Raw genomic sequence first — 21,411 nt, 5'->3', positions numbered from 1 at the left:
ATGGATTACACCCCGCTAACTGTACGGCCCAAGGTGCTGTTTGCATCTTCCTCCGCATGAAAGGCTTCGGATGCCATGGTCAAGTTAATTTTAGCCATTTCCATGTATCCACGCTGCATTGCTTCACGAATGTAACGTTTTTTACGTTCGCCTACATACAGCTTCATAGCCTGCCTAATAAATTCACTGCGGTTGGAATTTTCCATAGCTACGATCCCGTCCACTTCCTGCAAGAGATGATCTGGCAAACTGATCATTATTCTTTTGGTGTTCTGCAAATTGGCCAACTTCTCTTCCACCCCCAAAACCTTGTCGCCATTGTACCATTATAACGTTATTCCCGGTAATTTATTCAAACGGAACACAAGAGAATGTATATGATATTCGTATATCATCTATGCTGCATTCCATTATAAACTACACAGTTCGCTTTCGTACAGGCGTTTGATCCCCGAAATACAAGTGTCAGCGGAGCCTGGTGCGTTTTTTGACAGCTATAGCCCTCTTTTCTTTCCTTGTGTACATATTTCGGGACGTTGTGCGAAAACTCCTGCTTTTATCCGGTAATTTGCGTTATGAAATTAATTCCAGCGGGTAGGAAGAAGCGAATTCACTCGAACAACAGGAACATTGCCTCGTGTATATACACGCGGTACCCTGCCTGCGATCATGCAGATCACCTCATAGTGGATCGTACCAAGCTTGGATGCCAGCTCATCCGCCGCAATAGCTTCGCCGGACTGCTGACCGATGAGAACAACCTCTTCGCCGGTTTGAATTTCTTCCGCATCCTCTGCGAAAGATTGTAAGGAAACCATACACTGGTCCATGCATATCGTACCGAGTACCGGGACGCGGCGACCGCGTATCAACACATCGACTTTCCCACTCAGCATACGGGAGTATCCATCCGCGTAGCCGATCGGCAAGGTACCGATCCGCTCTTCACTGGAGGTCACATACCGGGTGCCATAGCTAATCCCCCAGCCCGGAGGAAGCGTCTTGGTATAAACCACCACCGTCTTCAACGACAACACAGGCAACAGTTCAATAGTCTGCCGGTTTACCTCATCAGACGGATACAGTCCGTATATACTGATGCCAATTCGTACCAAGTTAGGGGAAAGCGAAGGAGTATCAATGGTGGCCGCGCTGTTGCCCGTATGTATAATGGGAATGGTAATACCATGTTCCCTTAGCGCTTCCACCACGCCCCGAAACCGATCATATTGTAACAGTGTATAGCTTTTGTCTTCTTCATCCGCGCGGGCAAAATGGGTGTACATGCCTTCCAGCAGCACCTGCTCTAACTGCCCGGCCTGCTGCACAAAGGCAATAGCCGTTTCCCCGGGCAGTAGCCCGAGTCTTCCCATGCCGCTGTCTATTTTGATGTGCACCTTCAGCTTGCGTTCGCTTCCTTTGCGGTCCAATCGGCGGATACCTTCCAGCACTTCCTCACTGAACACCGTCAGTGAAATGTCATGCTCCCATGCCGTTTGTACAGCTTCTGATGGGGTATAGCCGAGTACAAGGATTGGCAGTTCAATCCCCGCATGACGAAGCTCCAAAGCCTCGTCCAAAAAAGCGACGCTCAAATAATCCACACCCAGACGTTCCAATTCCTTTGAAATTTCTACGGCACCGTGTCCATAGGCGTTAGCCTTGACACAGACCAGCAGCAGCTTATCCGCTGGCAATGCCTTGCGAAAAGCTTCATAGTTGGCGCCAAGGTGATCCAGGTTGATTTCGGCCCGGGTCGATCTGTATTGTGCTTGCAATATCCAGTCACCTTCTTCAATTGTTAGCCTGTAACATAACCTTTTACCATTCGGAATGTTGCAAAGTCCTTATTCCTAAAGGTTAATGGTAATGTTCAGAAACGTGGCTGTCAATGGCAGGGGGCTTTGCCAGCCTCCTCTACCATCTCTACAATAGAACAGGATATACAAGCGATGCACATCTTAGACCGCGAATGAACAAAAGACGGATACGGGCGGCAGCAGAGCATTTTACACTCTAGACCGTCTGCATCCGTCTTATAAGGTTTTATTTACCCGATTGATCCTGTATAGAAGCGGCAATTTGTATCATTTCGCTCACAGGCAGGTCAGCACTGGTGATTCGGAACTCGATTCCATCATTCATCCAGGTCAGGGTTTGCTGTTCACTTCCTGTCAGTACGGCAAAGCTTCCTCCAATATCAACCAGTTCACCTGCGGTCAGAGCGACCGCCCGATCTTTCGGACGTGCCTCCACAATCGTATAGTTATACGTTCCGCTATACCGCAGCATTACCGCATGTGTACCGTTTTCCTCCAGCTCCGGCGTATCCTTGATTTGCACCCCGGCTGGCGTGTAGGACGGTTCGATCAATCCAAACTCACCCATCATAGCTTCTGCAGCATCCGTGCCCGCCGATGTTCCGGTTGCTGCATTAGATGCTTCTGGATTTTGTTGCTCCGTGCTGGCTGCTGTATCCGGTTTTGGAGTATTTCCTGTGTCAGCTCCATCCACCTTCGCTTCCCCAGACTGCTGCCGGGTTGCATCTCCTGCAGTTCCCTGCTCTTGTCCAGGTTCGCTGGATTTCACGCCAGTCGCCCCATCCACCACACCGCTAGGATCAAGCTGACCGCTGGAATCCACTGCTCCGGAAGATGGCGCCCCTTCATTCCTCGTACTTGCTTTACCCGAGGCCATATTGCGCTCCATATCAAAAGAGTCCTTGTCGAATTTCGTATCAAACGCAAATTGATCAAATTTCAGATCAACGACCACCTTGGCGTTTGCATCAGAAACCTGTACCTGAGTGGGTGCATAGTTGCTTTTGGACAGCCATATCTTTTGTCTGACCAGCGCGTGGCTGTTGTAATTCGCCGCCACATCAAACACATAGGATTTATCGTCGGTAGCCAGTTGACGTGAGGCATCTCCGATAATGCTACGAACCAGCGTTTCATATAAATATACTTGGCCTTGGTTGTTCGGCCAGTCGCTTTTAAAGCGGAAGCTTTTGTTCAGGCTGGGCGTTAATACAAATACGCCCTCGTCATTACGCAGCACAATTTGCGTAACATCCTTTTTCTCGTTCGTCATGGCAATTCGGTAATAGGACGGCTTGCGGTAGGAAATATCCACCTTGTATTCCTGCGGCGTGTCGCCGGTATGCAGCGTCATCAAAGCTGTACCGTGGTAGCTGTTCAGGTCGCTCACCACGTCACTCAAATCTTTAACCACATCGTCCGCGCTCTTCTTGCCGCACCCGGCCAGCAGCAGCGTTACACACATGACCATGGCAAGCATCCATGAAATCCGGCGCATGTCATCAACCCCTTCAGCACATGTTTTAAATGAATTAGTACATGTCTATGAAGGACTTGTTCGATTTATGCAGAATGGCATGACAAGCTTGAAGCAATCTATGGCTTATTTTGTACAAAATCACATTCGTTGACCAAGTTTATCCATTGAGTGTTGAGGGTGCATCGCTTATTATTGCTCTTGTGATAATAATTCTCATTTACAAAATGATGAATCCATCAATGATATGGAGGTTGCCATGATCAATACATTGCCCAAATTCATAAAATAAGTTTGGAAAAGCTTATCGATACTTGTTGATAGGCTTCTTTTTTTGTTGAACCGAGAGAAGGTATACTTAGGTTCATATGATAACCATTCTCAATAAAAGGAGCGTTACACCGTGAATCAGTCCTCGTCGTCCCCATCCCTCCCCCGTCCAGCTCGCTGCTTTTTCATTTTAAGGGGATTGAGCTGGTCGGCAAGCCTGTAGCTTCCTCATATCCAATTTCAACTCACTGCCTGCTTATGTTCATCAGCGGGACAGGTATGGTGGACATAGGCCCAGAGCAGTAACGTGCAAAGAATAAAGAGAGCTCTATAATGCATTGCCAGCATCCATCGAAGGCACCATTACATATATGGAAGATCACTATGAAAAGCCTATTACCGTCAAGCAGCTTGCCGAGCAGGCAAAAAGCCGCTGCATTACCTCACTGAGCTGCGCTTGGATCATGCCAAGCGGCTACTGCTGGAATGCAAACGGCCTTTACGTGAAATCGCCCGTCAGGTTGGCTTCTCTGACGAATATTATTTTAACCGCCGCTTTAGGCAGATGACCGGGATTCCCCAGCGGCAGTACGCACTTAATATTCCCTGCTCCGTGGGCGTCAAGGCCGGGTAGACTTCGTAGATGCAGACCGCTGGAACTGGAGCGATGCCATGACCCGGCAAAAGCTGCTCACCGCTCTGCCCAAGCTGCTTGGTGCGTCATTATAAGATGGTCGTATTTTCCGAAAAAAAATACTACATCAGGCCCTGAATGCTTCCATCGGCCTCCAGCGACATATGCTCGGCGGCCGGGGATTTAGGCAGTCCAGGCATCGTCATGGTATTGCCCGTTTCCACCACTACAAAGCCTGCGCCTGCGGATAAAGAAGCCCTGGACACGTGAATCGTAAAGCCCTCCGGGGCTCCTAACAAAGACGGTTGATCTGAAAAAGAATAGGGTGTTTTGGCCATACACACAGGCAGTTGTCCAAAGCCAAGCTGCTCCATACCGGACAACGCTCGTTTAGCCGCCGGAGTATACACTACTTCTGCCGCCCCATAAATCTCCTTCGCAATCATGCCAATTTTCGTCGGCAAATCAAGTGCAGCATCATACAAAGGTGCAAAGCGGGCTTTGTCCTCCTGGAGCAGATTTAGCAGGCTTTGAGCCAAGCGTTCTCCCCCGCGGCTTCCCTGCGCCCATACCTGCGACAGCTCAGCGGGTACACCCAGCCTGCGGCATTCCGCTAGAATCAGTTCCAGCTCAGCTTCGCTATCTGTCACAAAATGGTTAATCGCTACCAGTACAGGCACGCCAAACTTTTGCAAATTCCGTACATGCCGGTTCATATTAGCTAAACCAAGCTGTAATTGCTCCAGATTTTCCGCATCCAGCTCATTTTTAGAGACTCCGCCGTTATATTTCAGTGCTTTCGCGGTGACGACCAATACAGCCGCATCTGGCTGCAACCCGGACTGGCGGCACTTGATGTCAAAAAACTTTTCTGCCCCCAGCTCAGCCCCGAATCCGGCCTCCGTGACGACTACCTCTCCCAGCTTCAACGCCAGCTTCGTTCCGATCAGACTGCTGCATCCATGTGCAATATTCGCAAAAGGTCCACCATGCACAATGACTGGAGTTCCCTCCAACGTTTGTACCAGATTGGGCTTCAATGCTTCCCGAAGCAGCACAGCCATGCCCTCCACCGCGTGTAGCTGCTCTGCTGTTACCGCTTCACCCGCCTCGTTATATCCAATCACCATCCGACCCAATCGCACTTTTAGATCGTCCATATTTTCACTTAAGCATAGTACCGCCATGACTTCCGAGGCCGAGGTAATCAGAAAGCCACTTTCTCTCACCGCTCCATTACCCGTGCCCAATCCGGTCACAATACTTCGCAAGCTCCGGTCATTCATATCTACAGCCCGTTTCCACACGATCCGTTCCGGCTTCAGACGCAAAGCATTTCCATGAAACAAATGGTTATCAATCATCGCTGCCAGCAAATTATGTGCTGCCGAAATCGCGTGTATATCACCCGTAAAATGCAGATTAATGTCTTCTGCAGGAACAATCTGGGCCTGTCCTCCCCCAGTGGCTCCCCCTTTCATACCAAAGCAGGGCCCAAGGGACGGCTCACGCAGCGCAGCAACGGTTTTGTGACCCAGCGCATTCAGCGCCTGTGACAGTCCAATGGTTGTTAGTGTTTTTCCTTCCCCCGCCGGCGTCGGATTCATCGCCGTAACCAGTACCAGCTTTCCATTCGGACGATCCTTCAACTGCTCCCACAGGGACGGATTCAGCTTTGCTTTATATTTTCCATACGTCTCTAGATGTTCTTCTTCAATTCCCGCTTCCTTGGCTACATCAATAATCCTCTTCATTCCTCGTTATGTACCCCCCATTTTTAGGTCAGACCCATGGTGTCAAACACTCTATATGTTATTCTACCAAAGTGTGCCGTTTATTGCGCTATGATTCATCTCATCGCAAGCGTTATCATCATGTGAGCTATAAAAAAAGAGCATCCCCCGTCACATAGACTTTGGTGGATACTCTTTGGGCATGTGTCGTTTAATGACTGGCTCTTACATTAACCTGCAGCGTTAGCAGCGTAATTTTCGGCAATAAATCCTTTGGAAATCAGGACAGCTTGGGCTTTCTTGGTCGCAGGGCCATAGCCCTGGGTCAGCAGATCATTAATATGTAAGCGGTTATATATGAAGCAAAATACAAAGCTGGACGCCCCGCTCGTAAGGATCGATACCAGAAAAATAATAACAGCCCACTTCCAATCCCCTCTAAACAGCGCAGGGAAAAAACCGAAAAAGAGCGTGGTCCATGAAAAACCCACTTTGCGCTCCTTGATCATTCCCGTTTTATTTCTTAATTTAATTTTCATATTACCCCTTACCTCTCTCTATATATAGTCTTTTGGAACTACAGTAGATTATATAACATAGAGGGAATAAGTGGAACTTATTTTTTGCCTAAAATAGCAATTCACTCAAACACTTTCTAGCTTATAATGCTTTTCTAACGCTTCTTTAAAAACATCAACAGGATACTGGTATTGCACCGTTTTAAACACAATCCGGTTGTTCCACTGATTTTTTTCCAGCTCGCACCCATGCTCCATATCCAATTCCTTCATGACAAAAATAATCTCATCCAAGGTTCTCATCACACTATAGCTGTTCGTCGTCGTAGCCAGCATCTGCTCGCCTTCCTGTGTGTATGCCTTTACGATCTGCTCATCAAAACCTTCGCTGATCATCAATTCCTTCAGGGCTTGGACAAAAAGAGTCGGCAGGTTTTTGTACTGCGATTTTTTAATCCCAAACAGCGTAATGCTCAAGCGGGATGCATCATGCATAAACACAATATTTTTTCTCCGATTCAGTAAAAACAAGCTGGCATGCCAACTATTTAAAGGCGGATAAATGTCAACGTGAAGTGGTTCGGCATCCCATTCCTTCAGCAGTTTTTGTGTTCCCCGTATAACAAACATCGTTGCTCTCCTTTATTGACGGTCCTGTGCCGCAGCTCATGATTTGACATGCCTGATCTCTTGCCTAAAGCATGTCCAAGATATCTTAACACCCTATTCCTAATATCGGCTTGTAAACTCTTTCAGTATAGTATAGTAGAATTGCAACTGCCAGTAATTTGATTACATCTTATGTTAGGGTTGAGTTGACCTCGGTAATCCCACTTACTTCTCATGAGCGGATTTAAATACTATCTTATGTGGTGCTTTAAGCATCTTTGAATTTACGAATAAGCCCAATTTTCATCAACTTTAATAATCATATGTTGCAGTTAAAGCCACTACTTCTACATCCCTATGCGGCCATTTAAGCAATTTCAATACATCTCTTGTTGTGGTTAAAGGCTAGTAGAATCAAGGGTTTCGATTTTAACAATGTGCCTATTTTACTACAGCCTTGGAGATTTTGTATGGAAATCCCCTCCACTGCTCTATATAATTCAGGTACAGTTCGTCACACGAGCTTAATCCAAAAATTAGGGGTGTTCCACACCTATGTCACAACATATTCTACTGATTGAAGACGATCTATCCATTGCCGAAATGCTGCACAAAGTACTCACCAAAGAAGGCTACAAGCTAACCACCGCTTCTGACGGTGAAGAAGGCCTGCTTGCTTTTGATCGCCACACCTATGATTTGGTCCTGGTGGATTTGATGATGCCGAAGGTGGATGGTATGGAAGTAATCCGCCGAATCCGCACCAGCAGCGCTGTGCCGATCCTGATTATGTCAGCCAAGGACAGCGACGTGGATAAAGCGCTTGGGCTGGGATTTGGTGCAGACGATTATGTCGCCAAGCCTTTTTCGATGCTGGAAATGACCGCACGGATTCAATCCGCGATCCGCAGATCTACTACATATGCCCGTCAGCAGCAGCAGGAACAACCGAAAGCACAGGTTTTGACCTTTGGCAATCTGCATATTGATTTGGATCATTTTTCAGTCATTCGCAATGAAAATGAATTGCAGTTAACAGCCAAAGAATCCGACATTCTCAAGCTGTTCGTAACCAATCCGAACCGTGTATTTACGAAGGCCCAATTATACGGATTTATCTGGAAAGAGGACTATATGGGCGACGAAAACGTGATTAACGTTCATATTCGCCGCCTGCGTGAGAAAATTGAAGAAGACCCCTCTCACCCTGTCCACATTAAGACCCTTTGGGGCATCGGCTACAAATGGGAGAACGGCTGATATGAATATTGAGAACAATTCGGAATGGATTGTCGTCGTCATCATGTCAGTCGTTATTGTATGGTTTTGGCGAGAGCGTGTGGCCTACAAGCGCAGTATTAAGGATGTCCGAACCCTACTAGAGCGGATTGTGACGGTGAACCATGCGGAAAAGCTGCTATATGTCACAGGTGACGCTGAGCTGCAACGGCTCATGACCGAAATCAACCGCCTGCTGGACCTGAATCTGAGGGTGTCAGCCGATTACAACCGAAGCCAAATCGCCATGCGTAAAATGATTTCGAACATTTCGCACGATCTCAAGACCCCGCTTACGGTTGTGCTTGGGTATGCCGAGATGCTGGATGGTGATCCGAATATTTCGCCGGAAGAATGCACAAAGCTGCTATCCAAAATTCATCAAAAAACAAACGAAGCGATTGAGCTGATCGGCAGCTTTTTTAGCTTGGCGAAGCTGGAGGCCAATGATACGGACATTCCACTGACACGGCTGGAGGTGGGAGAACTGTGCAGACGCAGCATTTTGGAGTTTTATGATCTGCTGACCGCACAGGGATTTGCTGTGCATATTGATATCCCGGAGTATCCCGTTCATGCCTTGGGGAACGAAGGGGCGATTGGGCGGGTGCTGAATAATCTGATTTCTAATGCGATTCGCTACGGAGCAGACGGGCGAGCGCTGGGACTGACTTTATCGGAACAGCCGGACACCGTGCGTATAGAAGTATGGGATCGTGGGAAAGGCATACAGGAACCGGAGCAGGACAAGGTTTTTGAACGTATGTACACACTGGAGGACTCACGCAATAAGGCGATACAAGGCAGCGGACTGGGCCTCACGATTGCCAAACGCCTGGTCGAGACGATGAACGGAGAGATTCAATTGACCAGCAAGCCTTATGAGCAGACGGTCTTCTCTTTTACCTTGAAGAAAATCAACTATTGACGAATCATTGAACTTAATAAATTTGTAAGAATCACGAAAGAAAAATGAATATTTCACCCTTTATTCTTGAATTATCAACCGTACACGAAGGGAGAACACCCATGACTTACCTATTACGTACACATCAGCTGACCAAAGCCCTGAAGGGTAATGAAATTGTAGCAGGGGTCAGTATGAATGTCCGAAAGGGGGAAACCTATGGCTTTCTCGGCCCCAATGGAGCGGGCAAAACGACGATAATGAAGATGATTACCAACCTGCTCAAGCCGACATCAGGTGAAATTGAATTATTCGGTGAAAAATTAACACCAAAATCGTACCATCTACTCGGACGGATGGGTTCGATTATTGAATACCCGATTTTTTATGACAGGCTGACAGCCCAGCAAAATCTGGAGCTACACTGTGAATACATGGGCTATTACAACAAGCAGGCTGTTCGGGATGCGCTGGAGCTGGTGAATTTGCGCAACGCGGGTGATAAGCCGGTTAAGGACTTTTCCTTGGGGATGAAGCAGCGTCTTGGAATTGCCCGAGCCATTGCCACCAAGCCGGAGCTGCTGATTTTAGATGAACCGATTAATGGTCTGGACCCGGTGGGAATCAAGGAAATTCGCCAGTTATTTCATATGCTGTGCAAAGAATACGGGATGACCCTGCTCGTGTCCAGTCATATTTTAGCGGAAATTGAGCAGATTGCGGATACGGTGGGCGTAATTAATCACGGGCGGCTGATTGAGGAAGTAACGATGGAACAGGTGCGGGAAAACAATACGGAATACATCGAATTTACAACCAACGATTGCAAAAAGGCAGTCTACGTCCTCTCCCATCATCTGAATCTGAACAACATTCGGGTGCTGAACGAGCAAAGTGTACGTATTTACGATACAAGTGTACCGCAAAAACAAATTACGAAAACCCTCATTATCAATGATGTTGAGGTGGATTCCATTCATCAGAAAAACAGTACGCTAGAAGACTACTTTTTGCGTCTGCTAAATGGGGGTGATCTCCATGCTTAAATTAATGCAGCTAGAGCTGAAAAAATTTCATCTGGCGGGATATATCCGTTCAGCTCTGATCGCCAATGCCTGTATTCTTGGGCTGATCTGCCTCATTGCGCTGGACAGCCACAGTGAGGGAGTACCCGAATTTACACGGTACACTCAGCTTCTGGATCTCATGGACAATTTGGTCAGAGCCACTTTTATGGTGTTTGCCGCCGTTTTGCTTTGCCGCTTTATTGTAGGCGAATTCAAGTCCAAATCGATTACGATCCTTTTCATGTACCCGATTCACCGCAAAAAACTGATGATCGCCAAACTCTTGGTCGTGGTACTGTTTACGTTCCTGTCCATTATTGTATCGGAAATTGTCATCACGGCTGCCATTCATCTGCTTAACCAGTTTGTCGTTATTATACCCGATCAGCTTACGCTTGCTGTATTGGGCCAACAATCCGTACGGACGCTGTTGAATGCCGTTGCCGCCAGCTTTATGGGACTGGTTCCACTATATATGGGAATGCGAAAATATTCTGTACCCACAACAATTGTGACCTCCATCCTGATTGTAGCATTGCTTTTCTCCAATAATAACGGTGCAATGCTTAGCTCCTTTGCCCTCGTGCAAATCAGCTTTGCTGTGCTGGGAATGCTGGTCGCTTATGCAGCGATCCGTCGCATTGAGTATAAGGATATTACCCCGTAAAATGTAATGATGTAAAACGTTTTCAAAAAATAAATGAAAACCTTTGTTAAAGGTACACACACTTTTCACTGGACTTCATTCTAAAACAGGTATATCCTATAGGAGAAATAAAAAAACGGAATAAGGATCTTCGGGGTAGGGTGTGATTCCCAACCGGCGGTATGGCTCATGGAGCTAAGCCCGCGACTCTGTATCCGGCAACAGGATATGGACTGATTTGGTGAGATGCCAAAGCCGACGGTAAAGTCCGGATGGAAGAAGATCGAAGCATAAACATGCCGTGAGTCGATGAGTGCTGCATGATTGGTTTGGCAGCAACTTCATTTAACTTGCATAAAGCGGCAAGTTTATTTGATCAGCCCCCGTCTTGCATGGCCTCTCGCCATGGACGGGGGTTTTTGTGCCACCGGTCCTGTATTCGCAAGGAGCTAGATGAATATGAGTCAATCAACAACTGTACTAACTTCCAAGGGTTTTGATCGCAGCTCCCACATGAAAAGTGGTTTTTGGCTTGTCGCGATTGGAGCGGCCTTGTGGGGTGCTGACCCGCTGTTTCGTATTATTTTGTTAAAATCATTCACCTCAGCCCAAATTGTACTGATGGAGCACGTGCTGCTTTTTATTTCTTTGGCACCGATCCTGTGGAAGCATCGTGAGGAGCTTAAAGCAGTACGGCTTCGTCAGGTTTTGGCGATTTTGTTCGTCTCGTGGGGCGGCTCAGCTTTGGCCAGCGTGATTTTCACCATGGCACTCAGCAACGGTGATCTGAATGCCGTTCTTTTACTCCAAAAGCTGCAACCGCTGGTCGCTATTATTCTGGCACGCATTATTTTGAAGGAAATGCTGCCGCGTAATTTTGGAATTCTCATTATTATCGCTTTGTTAGGGACGTATCTTCTCACCTTCGGCTGGTCGCTCCCCTTCGGTCATGTTCATGATTTTGTCCAGGTCGGGAGTCTACTGGCACTGGGAGCAGCGGTTTTGTGGGGCGGTTCGACAGTTATGGGAAGTTATTTGCTGCGCTCGATGAAATATGAGACGGTAACCTCCCTGCGCTTCATGGTGGCGCTCCCTCTGCTGATTGTCCTCACCTCTGTGGAGCATGCACCATGGAATATGCCTGCAGGTACATGGGCGGGCGCAGCCGTGATTATCAATCTGTTATTGCAGGCACTGCTTCCGGGTCTTCTCAGCTTGCTGCTGTATTACAAAGGCTTAAGCACGACCAAAGCGTCTTATGCCACCATGGCGGAATTGAGCTTTCCAATGGTCGGAGTCGTGATTAACTGGATCGCATTCCAGCAAATCGTTACAATAGCGCAATTGACTGGTTTTATGCTTATCTGGATTACGCTGTTTATGATTTCACGTCAGCAAAAAAATTAACAAGTTCATACCCATTTCATCACTTATTTAAGTCAAATTGTTCTAGTCAAATCATTCAAGCCAAATCGCGATGCTGCTTTTTGCGTCTCCGATTTGGCTTTTTTTGTATAAGCATTCATGCACCATATGGTACTTTAGAACCATTTTTAAATAAAAACGATTAAAACATGCAACTATTCCTCGTTTTCCATACATTACATCTATAAAATTCATAGTTTTTTGTCGAATAAAACAATGTAGTGATCAACAGACACAGAGGAGCAAGAACTATGACTAACGCAAAACAAACAGTTCCATGGTGGAGCAGATTTCTCAGATCGTTTTATTTAATGAGAACAAAATTAATGGTATCTTTTTTGGCTGTCTTATTGATTCCAAGTGTACTTATTGGATACTTTTCTTATCAGGGGGCTACAACGCAACTTACTCAGCAAGTAGCTGGTTCTGTGTACACGAATCTGTATCTGATTCGAAGCAATGTCAATCAATATGTATCACCCATTATGAAGGATGTGGACGTGCTTGCCACTGAAATCGAATCTGATTCCCTTGTGTCCAATCAAGAGGCCCTTCAGGCAAAATTGGATGTCATCGTTAAAGCTCATCCCGAGTTGGATGCTGCGCTCCTCGGCAATTCGAAAGGACAATACATTCGTACACCGAAAAAAAAGGAGGCCGATTATGATCCAAGAGAGAGAAAATGGTACAAAAACGCGATGCAGGAAAAGGGCAAAGTATTCGTCAGTGTTCCAGCTGTCAGCGTCACGACAGGGAATTTAGTGGTTAATTTATCAAAAACGCTGGAGGACGGTCAAGGAGCTATTGCCCTGGCTTTGAATCTGGACAAAATGAGTCAAAACCTCCAGTCTGTTAAGATTGGCGAACGCGGGGGACTCTTTATTGTTGATTCTAATCATAAAGTTGTGTCTGGAGCTGGAGCAGCCTTTAACAATTCAGGCAAAAAACCTACAGACACCATTGAGGGACTTCCCGAAGTAGAGAAAAACGCTGAAAATGATACACCTTCCATATCACAAATTCAATTTATGAATAGAGACGTATTGGCCTTTACACTCAAGGACCCTGTCACCGGATGGAACATTATCGCACTGTCGGATCTGGAGGATTACAGTGATGCTGCCCAACCGATTTTGAAGCAAAGCCTGATTGTGATTGTTATTTCCGTACTGGTCGCTGCCATTATCATCGTGCTCATGATTCGCTCGTTCCTGATTCCGCTGCGCAAGCTGCAAGCAGGGACACGCATCGTCCGTGATGGAAATCTGACCGAACGTGTTAATCTGTCCAGTAAGGATGAGTTCGGCGAGCTGGCACAGAATTTTGATCAGATGACACATGCCTTACACACCATGGTTTCCGAGGTCAATCAAACGTCCTCCCGACTTGCTTCCTCATCCCTGATGATCAAGGAAAGCACGGAACAGACAACCGAATCGGTACAGCATGTAGCGGAAACCGTCATGGAATCGGCCGAAAATGCGGCTACCAGCGCCGAGGCATCTGAGCAAACTGCCAATGCTGTTGAAGAAATGGCCAAGGGTGTCAGCACCATTGCCGAATCGGCAAGCTCCATCGTAGATTCAGCAGGACATACCGAGCATGATGTTGCTCAAGGCAGCAAAATGATTAGCAATGTGCGGACACAGATGGACCGTATTCTGGAAGCCGTAAGCCAAACGGCCAGTCTGATGGATGAGCTGTCACAGCTCTCCGACGATGCGAAGCAGATGAATAGTGCCATTGCTGCCATTGCCAAGCAAACCAACTTGCTGTCCCTGAATGCATCCATTGAGGCTTCCCAAGCAGGTGAGGCCGGGCGTGGATTTGCCGTGGTCGCTGTAGAAGTACGCAAGCTATCGGAGCAATCCAAGAAAAGTGCCGATTCCATCAGTCAGATTATCAATCAGATGCTGGATCTGATTCAACGCTCTACCGCTACGATGAATGGTAATGTTCGTAGTCAGGTGGGCGAAGGATTGCGCATTAGCCAAGATGCAGAAGGAGCTTTTGCCAATATTGAGCGTTCCACCTCTCATATCGTGGAGCAAATTCAAAGCGTATCCGCTGCCGCTGAAGAAATCTCAGCCAGTACGGAAGAAGTTTCGGCTACCGTGACCCATCTGGCAAGTCTGTCCCGCAGCTCGGCGGACAGTTCACAGACTACATCCGCTGCTGCTCAAGAGCAAATGGCGGCAATGGAGGAAATCGCTTCTTCATCTCAGGAGCTGTACAGAATGGCACAGGATCTGCAAGAACTCGTGAAGCGATTCAAGATTTAACTTCCACATTACATTGTTGCGATTCCATGCAAGTTAAGGATAAGCAACGATCCATCGGTACTGTTTAACTAGAACAAGCCTTCGTCCGTATACGAGGGATTGACCCCTGTCTCACAAACGGGGGGCAGTCCCCCTCATTACGAGCGAGGGCTTTGTTTTTCCAATATGTTGAATGATCGTATCTTGTTGTCAACTTATATGTTCATCTGCCCGGTTAACTGGCGTCGTTTATCCCCTTGCGGATCATGCTCCACCGTGATGTCCTGATGAAAAATGGCAGTAGCCCGTTCTTCCCTGTCATACGTCGGCCATTCCCTTTCTGGCAGCACAGGCTTTCCAGTACGTGCAAAGGTCACCCAAGCCTGCTGCATATCATGAGCCAACGTCCGCATCGATGGTTGAATATCTAAACCGAGCTTGTCTAGCAGCTCCAGATTATCGAAAACAAACGCAATTTCCGCGCCATGAACCGCTTTTCTAAAAGTAGGATGCCCCTGAAATGTCCAGTCAAAACGATACATCCATACCGGCGCGTATGCTGACTGTGCAACCGCGAGAGCCAAGGCAGGGAGCCAGAAAATTAGATCGGTCAGCATTTGCGCCTGACCCTCAATCGTAACAGGAAAAGGTTCCGTCAGCTCAGAGAAATCCGGCATACCCGTCATCATTTCCAATGCATGGCTCGCTGTCGTTTTGTCCATGAGATGGGATTCTTTTCTGATGAAATAGTCCCCTTCATGCAGGTTTGTTCCAATCAAAACCGACACCTGCTTGGCTGAACCTTGTGCAATCGCAGACAGAGGTACGTCTGGCAAGGTCACCCCGTCCACAACGGGTTGATAAATCATCGCCATTCCTGGTCGGAGTACTTCATGCGTTTTCGCCATAGCGAGCATCAGTGCATCTGTCGGCAGCGTAAACAATCGCTCAGGATGCTGATCTACACCCAACTGCTGAAGATACATAGCCGCCACTTGCTCAGCCTGTGAACTCGGCAATACCTGCGACGCCCCGCTCTGTAAGATCGCGCGCTGGAATAGGCCTTTAGCGGCTGGCATCGCCAATAAGGCGGCAATGCTCATCGCGCCCGACGATTCACCAAACACCGTCACCTCATTCGGGTTACCGCCAAAGGCAGCGATGTGATCCCTGATCCATTCCAGCGCGGCAATTTGATCTAGCAGCCCCGTATTCGAGGTTAGACCGTCTCCCCGTGGAGTCAGATGCAAAAAACCTAACGGTCCCAGCCGATAATTCATCGTAACGACGACAACGTCACTCTTTTGCGCCATCCGCGCCCCGTCATATAAAGGAATAATTCCAGACCCGGTGACAAAGGCACCCCCGTGAATCCACACCATTACCGGCCGCCCCTCCACAGGAGCCTCTGAAGCTGGTGTCCACACGTTCAGGTACAAGCAATCCTCCGACTGCTCAGGCGGTTCTACCAGATTTCCGGTCATACTGTCTGCTGATGGCATAGGCTGCGGACAGATCGGCCCAAACCTCGTCGCAGCCCGCACACCCTCCCAAGCCTTCAAAGGCTGAGGCGCGTGAAAACGCAGTTCTCCAACAGGAGGCTGGGCATATGGGATACCCTTCCATACATGATATCCGTTTCCCGATTCCCCACGTAACTGACCTAAACGGGTATGTACTGTAATGCTCCCCATCATGGACCCCCCTTAATCTCATATGTTTAACAGAACGTTATAATATCAATCCTTACATATCTCTATTATACCTTGTGCACGGGCAAACCAAAAATCGAGTGAAGCCAATCAATCCTTTATAAAGTGAAACACAAAAAGCCGAAAGCGCTTTTGGCGCTCCGGCATGTTGTAGACAAGATAGGACATTGGCAATTAATCTTGAACTTCTTCCTTCGGAATCAGCTTATATATTTCTTCGCTCTCCAAAGAGTCAATTAATCGGTCTAACCATTTATAGTAAGCTACTGCCTGCTTCATTTTCAGACGATCCTGCTGAAGTATTGCTTTAAACTCCTCATATTCTCCACCCTGCTCTATCAACCTATCCAATTCATCAATGGCTTTACGTAGCACCAGCAAATTCGTTTCCACCGCTTTTCTCCATTTAATAGCGAAGAAGTCAGTGAACGTTTGATGCCAGTCATATTCGACCTCATATAGGTCCTTGCGTGAGCCTTTGCTCCACACCTTGTTCACCATTTTCAGATCTAATAGCGTCCGGACCCCCGTGCTCATGCTCGTTTTACTCATTTCCATTTCACGGCCCATCTCGTCCAGCGTCATCGGTTTATCCGCAAAAAACAGCAAACCGTACAAATGCCCCGCAGACAGAGTGATCCCATACAAGTCCATGTTTTTACCTATAGCTTCTATGACACGTTTGCGAATTTTTTGCAGCGAAGCCTGCTGCTCATCACCTAACTGGTACAAGCTCATGCTTGCAACCTCCTAATTTTAGAGCATTTTGCACAACTTAGTATGAACGATTTACCCGTAACTGATAAGCTTTGACGCAATATATGAAATCTTTTCATTATAAATGAAATGTTTCAAAAGCAAAGCTTCTGTCTATATTACAACAGCATGATCGTTCAAAATCATAATTCGCAAAATTGCTAATGATAGTAGATTTTTAAAATTATGGATATACATAAATCTTTTTCTTATGGTTTTATTTCATTGTCTATTTTAAAAAAAGCACTATCGGTTGTAAAGTTCCGAATGTTTGAGCATTCTAAAGAACGAAGGAGCATATCAGAGTAAACTTTGTACAGTTTTTTCTGTACGTACTTTACGAACAGTTTTTTTGTTTGAAAAGTAAGTGATGCTTTGTTACAATTAATTTTGTCATTAACCGTTCAGGATGCCCAGAATTATGATTTTTTATACTCAATCCATCATGCAACATGGGGTTAATACCAAGCAAAGTATAGAAAGAAGAGGTGTATGTATGACGATTTTGGAAGTCAAAAATGTCAGCAAACTCTTTGGTCCTCACGCAGAGCAAGGTGTTCCGCTCCTGGAGCAAGGCTGGGGCAAGGAAAGGCTGGCCAAAGAGAAACAAATTACTGTTGGTGTGAACAGAGCCAACATGGAAATTAAGCAAGGTGAAATTTTCGTGATTATGGGACTATCAGGCAGTGGCAAGTCCACCTTGGTGCGAATGCTAAATCGCTTGATTGAGCCTACCTCAGGTGAAATACTTGTCCACGGCAAGGATCTCCGTAAGATGAACAAAGAACAACTCCGCGAAGTTCGCCGTAAAACCATCAGCATGGTTTTTCAAAAATTCGCACTGTTTCCACATCGGACTGTATTGGAAAATGTAGAATATGGCCTTGAAATTCAAAAGGTAGATAAAGCTCAGCGCCAGGAAAAGGCACAGCAAGCACTTGAACTGGTTGGTCTTAAAAATTGGGGCGATAAAATGCCCGATGAACTGAGTGGCGGTATGCAGCAGCGTGTCGGTCTGGCACGGGCGCTGGCTAACGACCCTGAAGTGCTCCTGATGGATGAAGCGTTCAGTGCATTGGACCCTCTCATTCGCCGCGACATGCAAGATGAGCTGCTGGAGCTTCAAGATAAAATGAAGAAAACGATTGTGTTTATCACCCATGATCTGGATGAAGCGCTGCGGATCGGAGACCGGATTGCATTGATGCGGGACGGGGCGGTTGTACAAATCGGTACACCGGAAGAAATCATGATCCAACCGGCTAACTCATATGTAGCGCGCTTCGTCGAGGATGTGGATCTGTCCAAGGTATTGACGGCCGCCCATGTCATGCTTCGTCCGGAAACCATTACCATGGATCGTGGTCCACGTGTTGCCCTGGAATTGATGCGGGAACGCGGGATTTCCAATCTATTCGTCATTGACCGTGCCAAAAAGCTACTAGGTGTTATTAACGCTGAGGATGCTGTTCACGCACTGCGCAACAATTTGAAGATTGAAGATATTTTGATGACAGACGGGCCACAGGTTGCTGCTGATACTGTCATTAACGATTTGTTTGAAATTACAAGCTCATCCAAGGTGCCACTGGCTGTCGTCGATGATAAGCAGAAGCTGCTGGGTGTTATCGTCCGGGGAGCTTTACTGGGCGCACTTAGTGGAGATGTACCCACTACAAAGGAGGTGAATGCCCATGATACCGAAACTGCCAATCGCTGAGTGGATTCAATCCATTGTAGACTGGATGGGTATTCATCTGGCAGGATTATTTAATGTTATTTCCTCCGTTATTGAAGCGGTAGTAGGCTTTTTCTCAGGCCTGTTCATGCTCCCGCACCCGCTGGTGTTCATCGTGATCATCGGGATTATCGCGTTTATGATCGGCCGGGTTCAGCTTACGCTGTTTACCGTCATCGGCTTCCTGCTGATTGACAATCTCGGCTATTGGAGCGAAACGATGAATACGCTCGGACTGGTCATCACGTCTGCGCTCGTATCCATTATTATCGGGATTCCTATCGGGATCTGGTGTGCATATAGCAAATCGGCGTCACGCATTATCACGCCTTTACTTGATTTTATGCAGACGATGCCTGCGTTCGTATACTTGCTCCCTGCGGTTACCTTTTTTAGCCTCGGTGTTGTACCAGGCGTAATCGCATCTGTTATCTTTGCCATCCCGCCGACCATTCGTATGACGAATTTGGGGATTATGCAGGTGTCGGGTGAGCTGATTGAAGCCTCAGATGCATTTGGTTCCACATCAGCGCAAAAGCTGTTCAAAGTACAGCTTCCACTGGCATTGCCTACCCTAATGGCTGGTATTAACCAGACGATTATGCTGTCACTGTCCATGGTGGTTATTGCTTCCATGATCGGGGCGGAAGGGATCGGTGCGGTTGTGTACCGTGCTGTGACACAGCTGCAAATCGGTAAAGGTTTTGAAGCCGGCTTGGCTGTCGTTGTCCTGGCTATTGTGCTTGACCGTTTCACGCAAAACTTGTTCAAGCCAGCGAAAAGAAGCAAAAGCCGTGTATCTGGCAAACAAAAAGTGTGGATTACCTCTGCGGTTACAGCCGTCATTTTGATCGCCGGCGCATCTCAATATTTTATTGGAGCGGATCATTCCGCAACTGGCAAAGGTAACGCCGCCACCAATCCGGTTGGCGAAGAGGTCGATTACAAAATTATCGGCATTGATGCCGGGGCAGGCATTATGAAATCAACGGCCAAAGCGATTAAGGACTACAATTTGTCCGACTGGAAGCTGGTAGAAGGCTCCGGTGCAGCCATGACGGCAACACTGGATAAAGCCATTAAAGCGAAAAAACCGATCATTATTACAGGCTGGACTCCTCACTGGATGTTCAACAAATATGATCTCAAATATTTGGAAGACCCTAAAAAATCATACGGTGAAGCCGAGGGTATTCATACGATTGCCCGTAAAGGACTGCAAAAGGATGCTCCTGTCGCTTACGAATTCCTGAAGCGGTTCAAATGGACTCCGGAAGATATGGGCGAAATGATGGTCGCCATTCAAGCCGGAACCAGTCCTGAGCAAGCTGCCAAGGATTGGGCAGAGAAGCATGCCGATAAGGTGCAGGAATGGACTCAAGGTCTGCAACCTGTCAATGGAGACGCATTTAAGCTGAGTTATGTGGCTTGGGATTCCGAAATTGCAAGTACGAATTTGTTGAATTATATTTTGGAAAACAAACTGGGTTACAAAGTAACCGCATTGCAAGTTGAAGCTGGCCCGATGTGGACGGGGGTCGCCAGCGGTGATGTAGATGCCTCACCAGCAGCATGGCTGCCATTAACACATGCGGACTACTGGGCTAAATACAAGGATAAGCTTGACGATCTGGGTGCTAATATGACCGGTGTTAAAACGGGATTGGTCGTTCCAGCTTATATGAATGTTAAATCGATTGCTGATTTGCAGGATAACGGAGCCGCTTCGGCTCCAGCTTCTGCCACTGCTGGGGACTTCGGCAAGAAGGTCGGCTACCGCATTGTCGGTACCGATCCCGGTGCCGGCTTGATGAAACTGACTGCTAAAGCCATAAACGACTACGGCCTGTCCGACTGGAAGCTGCTTGAAAGCTCCGGCGCTGCTATGACAGCTACTCTGGACAAGGCGATCAAAGCCAAACAGCCTATCGTCGTAACTGGCTGGACTCCTCACTGGATGTTTAACAAGTATGATTTGAAATACTTGAAAGACCCTAAGAAAGCGTATGGTGATAAGGAAGAAATCCATACGATTGCCCGCAAAGGCTTGAAACAGGATGCGCCTGTCGCCTATGAATTTCTGAGCCGCTTCAAGTGGACTGCTGAGGATATGGGTGAAGTGATGATCGCAATTCAGGACGGTACCGCCCCGCAGCAGGCTGCTAGGAACTGGGCCGATAAGCATCCGGACAAGGTGCAGGATTGGATCAAGGGCTTGCAGCGCGTCAATGGCGATCCTTTGAAGCTGAGCTACGCTGCTTGGGATTCTGAAATTGCCAGCACGAATGTATTGAAATATGTGTTGGAGCAAAAACTAGGCTACAAAGTAACGGCCCTTCAGGTTGAAATTGGCCCGATGTGGACCGGCGTTGCCGGCGGAAGTGTAGATGCTACCGCCGCTGCATGGCTGCCATTAACACATGCCGATTACTGGGCTCAGTACAAGGATAAGGTAGATAATATCGGAACCAGCATGACCGGAGTAATGTCCGGACTTGTCGTTCCATCCTACGTGCCGATTGATTCTATTGAAGACCTAAAAACGCAATTATAGGTTAGT

At 47.3% G+C, this 21,411-nt stretch carries 16 protein-coding genes, 1 pseudogene and 1 riboswitch; of the genes and pseudogenes, 9 read left to right on the top strand and 8 right to left on the bottom strand.

The window, feature by feature from the left end; all coding sequences use genetic code 11:
- Nucleotides 1–5: 5 nt before the first annotated feature.
- From LCF57_RS12875 to LCF57_RS12865, 3 genes are all read right to left on the bottom strand, one after another.
- Nucleotides 6–287, bottom strand: a complete 282-nt coding sequence (locus LCF57_RS12875; RefSeq protein ID WP_007429334.1) for a CopG family ribbon-helix-helix protein — start codon at nt 285–287, stop codon at nt 6–8.
- Nucleotides 288–581: 294 nt separating this feature from the next.
- Nucleotides 582–1,778 carry an alanine racemase gene (gene alr, locus LCF57_RS12870; RefSeq protein ID WP_226001054.1) on the bottom strand — a complete coding sequence of 399 codons (1,197 nt, stop codon included), beginning with the start codon at nt 1,776–1,778 and terminating at the stop codon, nt 582–584.
- Between the two features lie 268 nt (nt 1,779–2,046).
- Nucleotides 2,047–3,318, bottom strand: a complete 1,272-nt coding sequence (locus tag LCF57_RS12865) for an outer membrane lipoprotein-sorting protein (protein ID WP_226001053.1) — start codon at nt 3,316–3,318, stop codon at nt 2,047–2,049.
- 587 nt (nt 3,319–3,905) lie between these two features.
- Here LCF57_RS12865 and LCF57_RS28180 point away from each other — a divergent pair.
- Nucleotides 3,906–4,192, top strand: a pseudogene (locus LCF57_RS28180) (helix-turn-helix domain-containing protein); the annotation flags it as partial.
- A 131-nt stretch (nt 4,193–4,323) separates the two neighbouring features.
- Here LCF57_RS28180 and LCF57_RS12855 read toward each other — a convergent pair.
- The 3 genes from LCF57_RS12855 to LCF57_RS12845 all read right to left on the bottom strand — a co-directional run bounded on the left by LCF57_RS12855 (nt 4,324) and on the right by LCF57_RS12845 (nt 7,082).
- On the bottom strand, nt 4,324–5,955 hold the full coding sequence (locus tag LCF57_RS12855; protein ID WP_226001052.1) for a formate--tetrahydrofolate ligase: 1,632 nt from the start codon (nt 5,953–5,955) through the stop codon (nt 4,324–4,326).
- 209 nt (nt 5,956–6,164) lie between these two features.
- Nucleotides 6,165–6,473, bottom strand: a complete 309-nt coding sequence (locus LCF57_RS12850; protein WP_226001051.1) for a hypothetical protein — start codon at nt 6,471–6,473, stop codon at nt 6,165–6,167.
- Nucleotides 6,474–6,578: 105 nt separating this feature from the next.
- A complete protein-coding gene (locus LCF57_RS12845) occupies nt 6,579–7,082 on the bottom strand; it encodes a DUF6933 domain-containing protein (protein ID WP_226001050.1) in 504 nt (167 codons plus the stop codon).
- A 534-nt stretch (nt 7,083–7,616) separates the two neighbouring features.
- Here LCF57_RS12845 and LCF57_RS12840 point away from each other — a divergent pair.
- The 6 genes from LCF57_RS12840 (at nt 7,617) to LCF57_RS12815 (ending at nt 14,666) form a co-directional block, all read left to right on the top strand.
- Nucleotides 7,617–8,321, top strand: a complete 705-nt coding sequence (locus LCF57_RS12840; RefSeq protein ID WP_226001049.1) for a response regulator transcription factor — start codon at nt 7,617–7,619, stop codon at nt 8,319–8,321.
- Nucleotide 8,322: 1 nt separating this feature from the next.
- Nucleotides 8,323–9,267: a sensor histidine kinase gene (locus tag LCF57_RS12835; protein ID WP_226001048.1), complete on the top strand. Its 945-nt coding sequence runs from the start codon at nt 8,323–8,325 to the stop codon at nt 9,265–9,267.
- A 101-nt stretch (nt 9,268–9,368) separates the two neighbouring features.
- On the top strand, nt 9,369–10,292 hold the full coding sequence (locus LCF57_RS12830) for an ABC transporter ATP-binding protein (protein ID WP_226001047.1): 924 nt from the start codon (nt 9,369–9,371) through the stop codon (nt 10,290–10,292).
- Nucleotides 10,285–10,980 (top strand): ABC transporter permease, encoded by a 696-nt coding sequence (locus LCF57_RS12825; RefSeq protein WP_226001046.1) that lies wholly within the window; start codon nt 10,285–10,287, stop codon nt 10,978–10,980. The genes LCF57_RS12830 and LCF57_RS12825 overlap by 8 nt, the downstream gene beginning before the upstream one ends.
- 122 nt (nt 10,981–11,102) lie before the next feature.
- A riboswitch (FMN riboswitch) is annotated at nt 11,103–11,247 on the top strand.
- A gap of 171 nt (nt 11,248–11,418) precedes the next feature.
- Entirely contained in the window at nt 11,419–12,366 is a 948-nt protein-coding gene (locus tag LCF57_RS12820) for a DMT family transporter (RefSeq protein WP_226001045.1), read from the top strand.
- Between the two features lie 269 nt (nt 12,367–12,635).
- Nucleotides 12,636–14,666 (top strand): methyl-accepting chemotaxis protein, encoded by a 2,031-nt coding sequence (locus tag LCF57_RS12815; protein ID WP_318840677.1) that lies wholly within the window; start codon nt 12,636–12,638, stop codon nt 14,664–14,666.
- Nucleotides 14,667–14,860: 194 nt separating this feature from the next.
- Here the strand turns inward: LCF57_RS12815 and LCF57_RS12810 are convergent, their stop codons facing one another.
- Both LCF57_RS12810 and LCF57_RS12805 read right to left on the bottom strand, forming a co-directional pair.
- Complete coding sequence (locus LCF57_RS12810) at nt 14,861–16,339, bottom strand: carboxylesterase/lipase family protein (protein ID WP_226001043.1); 1,479 nt, start codon at nt 16,337–16,339, stop codon at nt 14,861–14,863.
- 192 nt (nt 16,340–16,531) lie between these two features.
- Complete coding sequence (locus LCF57_RS12805; protein ID WP_226001042.1) at nt 16,532–17,095, bottom strand: GbsR/MarR family transcriptional regulator; 564 nt, start codon at nt 17,093–17,095, stop codon at nt 16,532–16,534.
- Between the two features lie 514 nt (nt 17,096–17,609).
- On the opposite strand from LCF57_RS12805, the gene LCF57_RS12800 reads away from it, so the two are divergent.
- Together LCF57_RS12800 and LCF57_RS12795 are read left to right on the top strand one after the other, a co-directional pair.
- A complete protein-coding gene (locus tag LCF57_RS12800) occupies nt 17,610–18,833 on the top strand; it encodes a quaternary amine ABC transporter ATP-binding protein (protein ID WP_226001041.1) in 1,224 nt (407 codons plus the stop codon).
- Complete coding sequence (locus tag LCF57_RS12795; protein ID WP_226001040.1) at nt 18,808–21,405, top strand: glycine betaine ABC transporter substrate-binding protein; 2,598 nt, start codon at nt 18,808–18,810, stop codon at nt 21,403–21,405. Before LCF57_RS12800 ends, LCF57_RS12795 begins: the two co-directional genes overlap by 26 nt.
- The last annotated feature ends 6 nt before the right edge of the window (nt 21,406–21,411 follow it).

Source organism: Paenibacillus sp. BJ-4 (genome assembly GCF_020404765.1).
Lineage (GTDB): Bacteria > Bacillota > Bacilli > Paenibacillales > Paenibacillaceae > Paenibacillus.
Note: the sequence above shows the minus strand (reverse complement) of the source record. Positions and strands in the feature narration are given on the sequence as shown.